Source organism: Thauera terpenica 58Eu, from assembly GCF_000443165.1.
Lineage (GTDB): Bacteria > Pseudomonadota > Gammaproteobacteria > Burkholderiales > Rhodocyclaceae > Thauera > Thauera terpenica.
In genome coordinates this window covers 40,402-46,929 of record NZ_ATJV01000055.1, presented here as the reverse complement: position 1 = coordinate 46,929, position 6,528 = coordinate 40,402, and the positions used below count along the sequence as shown (strand labels likewise).

Genomic DNA, 6,528 nt, shown 5'->3' with positions numbered 1-6,528 from the left:
CCTCGTGAAAGTAGGTCATCGTCAGACTAATTATATGAAAAACCCCCTTGTGCAAAAAAATGTACAAGGGGGTTTTTGCGTGGACGAAAGAAATGTTTCCGCCGCGTAACTGAGCACTACAAATCGGATCGTCGGGCGTGACGCCCCTCAGTGCATCCGGCACAATCAAGGCACTTGATACAGTGCAGGAAAGTGGTCAATGAACTTCGACCTCATCGTGGTGGGTGGCGGGCTTGCGGGTGCGGCTCTGGCAGTTGCGCTGCGCCGGACGCCCCTCAAGGTGGCGCTCATCGAAACCGCGGCGCCAGTGATGCCGCTTGAGCTCGATCAGCGCGTCTATGCCTACAGCCCGGCGAGCATCCGTTTCCTCGAGGAGCTCGGCGTCTGGCAACACCTGCAGCGCGAACGCCTGCAGGCCGTCTCCGAAATGCGCATCTTCGGTGATGCGGGAGGCGCACTACGTTTTTCCGCTTACGACAGCGGCTTGCCTGAGCTTGCATGGATCGGCGAGTCGAGTCGCATCCATGGTGAGCTGTGGGAAAGCCTCAAGCGTCAGCACAACGTCACTGTTTTTTGCCCCGCGACCCCCGCAAGCCTGGAGTGCACTTCAGACTCGGCCACCCTGGGCCTGGCGGACGGGCGCAGGCTGCACGCCCGCCTCATCGTTGGCGCAGATGGACGTGAGTCGTGGGTGCGCAAACAGGCTGGAATCGATGCCCACATCTCGCCTTACAACGAGCGCGGCGTGGTTGCGAACCTGAGCTGCACTCAGCCCCACCGCGCGATCGCCTCACAGTGGTTTCGCGATGACGGCATCCTCGCCTGGCTGCCGCTGCCGGGCAATCGGATCTCTATGGTCTGGTCGGCGCCCGACGCGCTTGCCGACGAGCTGATGGAGCTCGACGATGGCGCGTTTTGCGAGCGTGTCGCTGATGCGGGTGCACGCCATCTCGGCGCGTTCGAGTTGATCACGCCTCGCGCCGCCTTTCCCTTGCGCCTGATGCGGGTGAGCACGGTGGTGCAGGCGCGGCTCGCCCTGATTGGCGATGCCGCACATGCGATTCATCCACTGTCCGGGCACGGCATCAACCTCGGTTTCCAGGATGCACGAGCGCTGGCCGGAGTGCTCAGCAAGGTTCCGGCCTGGCGTGATATAGGCGAACTATCGATCCTGCGCGCTTATGCGCGAGAGCGCGCAGAAGAGCCTTTCCTCATGCAGAACCTCACCCACGGGCTGAATCGACTGTTTGTGCCACGCAATCCCTTTCTTTCCGCGCTGCGCAACCTGGGGATGAACCTCACCGGGCGCTTGCCTGTCGTAACCAACGCCCTGACACGCTATGCGGTCAACGGGCGCTTTTGAATGGATCCGGAGAAATTGATGACCTTGACTGCTCACCCTGCTGTTACCCGTCCGCTTGCGCTTGCGCTGGGCCTTGCCCTCGCCGGGCTGGCGCAGGCCTCTGAAGACGAGGTCAAAAAGAGCATGGAGGCCTTCATCGGCTCGCCTGCAGTCGAAACCGTTACGCGCACGCCTTATGCCGGCCTGTACGAAGTTGTGCTGAAGAACGGTCAGCTTGTGTACACCGATGAAAAAGCGGCCTTCATCCTTGACGGTAGCATCATCGACACCAAGACCCGGCGTGATGTGACCCAGGCGCGCATGAACGAACTCTCCGCCATTGATTTCGCCTCCCTGCCGCTGGCGCAGGCGATCAAGCAGGTGAAGGGCAAGGGGACGCGGGTGATCGCGACTTTTGAGGATCCGAACTGCGGCTACTGCAAGCGCCTTGGCAAGGAGCTTGTCGGCATGGATGACGTGACCATCTATACCTTCCTGTACCCCATCCTCAGCCCTGATTCGACCGCCAAGTCGAACAACATCTGGTGTGCAAAAGACAAGGTGCAGGCCTGGAATGGCTGGATCGTGGACGGTAAGGAGCCGGCGGCGAGCGATTGCGATGCAAGCGCAGTGGCCAGGAACGTGGAGCTCGGCCAGAAGCTGCGCATCAGTGGCACGCCGACCATTTTTCTCGCCGACGGTACCCGGATCGGCGGTTACGTCCCTGCGGCCGAGCTGGAGTTGGCGCTTGAGGGCGTCAAGACCAAGTAGGCAGCACTGGTTCTGAACTGAGGAGGTCCCGCGGGCACCCGTGCCACGGGACCTCTCGTCTTCTTAGCGCGGCGGAGAAACGCCCTTGGGCAGCAACAGCCACATCTGTCCCTGCTGGCGCATGCGGCCGGCTTCGCGGCCGGCCTGCTCGCCGAAACCCCAGAAGAAGTCCGCGCGCACCGCTCCCTTGATTGCGCTCCCCGTGTCCTGGGCAAGCATCAGACGATTCAGGGGGCGTGTGCTCAGGGGGTGGGTGGTGGCCAGGAACACCGGCGCGCCCAAGGGCACGTAGCGCGGATCGACGGCAATGCTGCGGCCTTCAGTGAGCGGCACATTGAGCGCGCCAATCGGTCCGGCGTTCGACGCCGGCAGTTCACGGAAGAACACATAGCTGGGGTTCGTGTTCAGCAGTTCGCGCAGGCGATGTGGATTTTCGCGCGCCCAGCGCTTGATGCCGTCCATCGACGCCTGATCCAGGCTGAGCTCGCCCTTGCTCACCAGCCAGCGACCAATCGATTGATAGGGGTGGCCATTCTGGTCGGCATAGCCGACGCGCACATGTTGCCCATCCGGCAGTTGAACCCGCCCCGAGCCCTGCACCTGCAGAAAGAACAGATCGATCGGATCGTCCGCCCACAGCAGGACGGGGTAGGGTACTTGCGCGCCGCGCGCGGACAGCTCTTCCCGGCTCCAGTAGGGCAGGACCTTGTTGCCGACGACGCGCCCGCGCAGGCGAAGCGGCTTGAGCTCGGGATAGATGTCGCCCAGTTCGATGGTCAGCATGTCGCTGGGCACGCCGTGAATCGGCCAGGCGTATTGACTGTTTCGAGTACGACTGCCGCGGATGAGGGGTTCGTAGTAACCGGTCACCAGGCCCTCGCTGCTGGGGCCGCTGTTGAGCAGTTGCCAGGGTACGAAGTGCTGTTCGAAGTAACGCCGCACCTGGGCGCTGGATGGGGCGCTGCCCAGCGTCGAGGCCATATCGCACGCCGGCTTCCATGGGGGCTGGCGTGCCAGCCTGGAGCATGAGGCCAGCAGTGCCGGCCAGGCGGCCGCCGGCTCATCTTCGCTCCAGCCCTTGACCGAGCTCCAGTTGCCTTGCACCGCCGGCGGAGGCTCGGCTGTGGCGTCGGCCGGACGCACGATGGGCGTTGCAGAGGGTGCAGCGGGTGTCGCACACACGGGGCAGGGGGCACAAGGGCCTTGTGGCGGACACTTTGCGTTCACGTCAGGCGCGATGGACGGCGTGGTGCACGCTGCGAGCAAGGAGACGAGGAGCGCCAGGGCGTAGCGCGGAGCGCGAGCAGGAAACGGAATCATGAGGGGTATCATTCAGACTTCAAGACTTTCGGCCATCAGTATACCGGTGCGAACATCCCGATCCGGAGGTTTGCGATGTGGGTGATCTTTCTCGAAGCGGGGCTGGCCCTGTGCCTGCTGCTGATCATCGTCTGGAGCACCTGGCCACGACGACGGGACGAGCCGACTGCGCCCGATGCCAATGACGACAACAAACACGATGACTGAACTCGCAGACCTGCTGAGTCGCGCCGAGCGCGTGCTCGAGCGCCTCGAATCCCTGCTCCCTGGCCCGGCGGCTGCGCCCGACTGGGACGCCGCCGTGGCTTTCCGCTGGCAGCGCCGACATGGGCGTGCAGCGCTCACGCCGGTGCGCATGCGGCACCGCATCCGCCTTGAGGATCTGCAGGATATTGACGAGCAAAAGGCGCGCATCGATCGCAACACGCGCCAGTTCCTGGCCGGACGGCGCGCCAACAACGTGCTCCTGACCGGTGCCCGCGGCACCGGGAAGTCGTCCTTGACCAAGGCCTTGCTCAATGAGTACTGCGCGCAGGGCTTGCGCTTGATCGAGGTCGACAAGACCGATCTCGTCGACCTGCCCGAGATCGTCGAGATGGTGGGCACTCGGCCCGAGCGCTTCATACTGTTCTGCGATGACCTGTCCTTCGAGGAGGGCGAGGATGCCTACAAGGCCCTCAAGAGCGTGCTCGATGGGTCGGTCGCCGCCATGTCGGACAACGTGCTGATCTATGCGACCTCCAACCGTCGCCACCTCATGCCCGAGTATCACGACGAGAACCTGCAGGCTCGCCATGTCGGTGGTGAAATCCATCCCGGCGAAGCGACCGAAGAGAAGATCTCCCTCTCCGAGCGCTTCGGACTGTGGATTTCCTTCTATCCCTTCAGTCAGGCGGAGTACCTGGACATCGTCGCGCACTGGCTGTCGAGCTTCGGCGTGCCCGATGGCGAACTCGCGGCGGTGCGCCAGGAGGCGCTGCAGTGGGCCTTGATGCGCGGCTCACGTTCGGGTCGGGTCGCGTGGCAATTCGCGCGTGACTACGCCGGACAGCGGCAGGACGGTGAGCGCTAGGCCAATGACGCGAAAGCTTGTCGATGTCTCGGCTGCGGTGTTGTTGGCGCCTGACGGTCGTTACCTGCTCGGTCAGCGCGGAGCGGACACGGTCTATGCCGGCTATTGGGAGTTTCCTGGCGGCAAGGTCGAGCGCGGTGAAACGCCCGCCCAGGCACTGTGTCGTGAACTCGAGGAGGAGCTTGGAATCCACGTCACCCAGCTGCGGCCCTGGTTGAGACGTGAGCATGTGTATGAACACGCCCATGTGCGCCTGCATTTTTTCGAGGTCTCGGCCTGGGAGGGCGAACTCAGCGCCAAGGTGCATGCGGCGCTAGACTGGGTGCGCTCCGACGGCCCCGCGCCTGAGCCCATGTTGCCCGCCAATGGGCCCATCCTGAAGGCGCTGCGCCTGCCGCGCCTGATGGGCATCACCCATGCTGCCCAGCTTGGTATCGCGGCCCAGCTTGCCGCGCTCGATGCGGCGCTGGAGGCCGGCTTGCGTCTGGTGCAGGTGCGCGAGGCCGCACTCGATCCGGAGCGCAGGGAGGGCTTCGCCCGTGAGGTGGTGCGGCGGGTGGAGGCTTGCGGCGGGCTGGTGCTCATCAACGATGATCCTGCACTCGCCCGCAGGGTCGGCGCCCATGGCGTGCATCTGCCCACGCGCAGCCTGATGACGCTGCGCGAGCGGCCGGACTGCAGCTGGGTGGGGGCGTCCTGCCACGCGCGCGCGGAACTCGAGCACGCGGCCCGCCTCGGGCTTGACTATGCCTTGCTCGGACCGCTGGCGCCGACGGCAAGTCATCCGGGTGCTGCTGGAATCGGCTGGGCACGCTTCAGCGAGCAGGCCTCAGGCTTGCCGATGCCGGTGCTTGCACTGGGCGGCCTGGCCGCGACCGACATGGACACGGCGCGCAATGCCGGTGCTCATGGCATCGCTGCCATCCGTGGCGCATGGGCGCAAACGCACAACGGCCAGGGGCCAGGGGTGCGCTGAATTCAGTCGCGCTCGACACCCGGTGGCAGGAAGTCCTCGCCGTCGCTGGCGTCGGGCGGGGAGGCGGGCACGCTGTAAGCCTCGGATGCCCACGCGCCCAGATCGATCTGCCGGCAGCGCGCGGAGCAGAAGGGTCGATACTGGCTTTCCGCCACCCAGCTAACGGACGTACCACAGGTGGGGCAGCGGACAGTGCGTGGCTTGTCACTCGTCATCATGTTCACAGACTGCAGAAGGTGAGTTCAAAATTCACGTCGCGTTCGACCTGGCGCGGGCGGGCGACGGTCTCGGGCAGCATGAAGCGAATGTTGAGCGCGTACTTGTTGGCGCTGATCTCGGGGACCACCGCATCTCCATGCGGCACCCGCACGCGTAGCATCAGCGCGCTGCGACCGGCCATGGTGAGCTGGTAAGCGCCACAGCGCGCGAGTTGCGCCTCGGGGCGGCCACTGGCGCGCAGCAGGCGCAGCACGATCTCCAGCCCGGCGCGGATCGGCGTCATCGGCGACATCCACTTGTCGAGGTCGCCACGACGCAGGTCGGGATCGCGGTTCAGCCAGTAATGATAGGAAGGCAGGTCGAACTGGCAGACTCCGCCCGGTATTGCCGCGCGGCTGCGAATGCTCATCAGCCACTCGTTTTCACGCAGGTACTGGCCGATCTTGCCGGCCATCGACAGCAGGCCGGTTGAGGCGTGTTCAATCTCGTACAGCGCCCCGGCAAGGGCGTCTTCGGATATCTCGGGGTTGTTGCGGAAGGACATCAGGATCTGGCGCTGGCGTTCGAGCTCCTGCACCAGATCGACCTTGAGATCAGCACGTCCGGCCACTTCCAGTGTCTCGAAGATGGTCTGCAGCGCGACGTGGTGGTCTTGCGGGGCATCACGATCGGAAAAGTGCGCAACCTTGTCGAACAGGTCCTCGAGACGCAACAAGGTGCGGATGCGCTCGTTGAGAGGATATTCGTAGCTAATCACCGCACATTTTCCGCAAGCACTGCGCCCCTGTCGTCAGTCGCGATGATAGCACAGCGGTTTCGCCCAACTCC

At 64.2% G+C, this 6,528-nt stretch carries 8 protein-coding genes; 5 read left to right on the top strand and 3 right to left on the bottom strand.

What is annotated here, in order from left to right; translation table 11 throughout:
• Positions 1-199: 199 nt before the first annotated feature.
• Positions 200-1,363, top strand: a complete 1,164-nt coding sequence (locus M622_RS30460; protein ID WP_021249442.1) for a UbiH/UbiF family hydroxylase — start codon at positions 200-202, stop codon at positions 1,361-1,363.
• Between the two features lie 18 nt (positions 1,364-1,381).
• The gene (locus M622_RS30455; RefSeq protein WP_021249441.1) at positions 1,382-2,113 is read left to right on the top strand and encodes a DsbC family protein; all 732 of its coding nucleotides are present in this window, start codon (positions 1,382-1,384) and stop codon (positions 2,111-2,113) included.
• A 63-nt stretch (positions 2,114-2,176) separates the two neighbouring features.
• Here M622_RS30455 and mltA read toward each other — a convergent pair whose 3' ends face one another.
• On the bottom strand, positions 2,177-3,433 hold the full coding sequence (gene mltA, locus M622_RS30450) for a murein transglycosylase A (protein WP_031346883.1): 1,257 nt from the start codon (positions 3,431-3,433) through the stop codon (positions 2,177-2,179).
• 75 nt (positions 3,434-3,508) lie between these two features.
• Here mltA and M622_RS40705 point away from each other — a divergent pair, with 75 nt between their 5' ends.
• The 3 genes from M622_RS40705 to M622_RS30440 are packed head-to-tail and all read left to right on the top strand — an operon-like array spanning position 3,509 to position 5,481.
• The gene (locus M622_RS40705; RefSeq protein ID WP_021249439.1) at positions 3,509-3,640 is read left to right on the top strand and encodes a hypothetical protein; all 132 of its coding nucleotides are present in this window, start codon (positions 3,509-3,511) and stop codon (positions 3,638-3,640) included.
• Positions 3,633-4,505 carry an ATP-binding protein gene (locus M622_RS30445; protein ID WP_021249438.1) on the top strand — a complete coding sequence of 291 codons (873 nt, stop codon included), beginning with the start codon at positions 3,633-3,635 and terminating at the stop codon, positions 4,503-4,505. The genes M622_RS40705 and M622_RS30445 overlap by 8 nt, the downstream gene beginning before the upstream one ends.
• 4 nt (positions 4,506-4,509) lie before the next feature.
• The gene (locus tag M622_RS30440; RefSeq protein ID WP_021249437.1) at positions 4,510-5,481 is read left to right on the top strand and encodes a Nudix family hydrolase; all 972 of its coding nucleotides are present in this window, start codon (positions 4,510-4,512) and stop codon (positions 5,479-5,481) included.
• Between the two features lie 2 nt (positions 5,482-5,483).
• Here M622_RS30440 and M622_RS0120290 read toward each other — a convergent pair whose 3' ends face one another.
• Together M622_RS0120290 and zapD are read right to left on the bottom strand one after the other, a co-directional pair.
• Positions 5,484-5,696, bottom strand: a complete 213-nt coding sequence (locus tag M622_RS0120290; RefSeq protein ID WP_031346882.1) for a DNA gyrase inhibitor YacG — start codon at positions 5,694-5,696, stop codon at positions 5,484-5,486.
• Between the two features lie 5 nt (positions 5,697-5,701).
• Positions 5,702-6,457: a cell division protein ZapD gene (gene zapD / locus M622_RS30435; RefSeq protein ID WP_021249436.1), complete on the bottom strand. Its 756-nt coding sequence runs from the start codon at positions 6,455-6,457 to the stop codon at positions 5,702-5,704.
• Positions 6,458-6,528 lie beyond the last annotated feature (71 nt).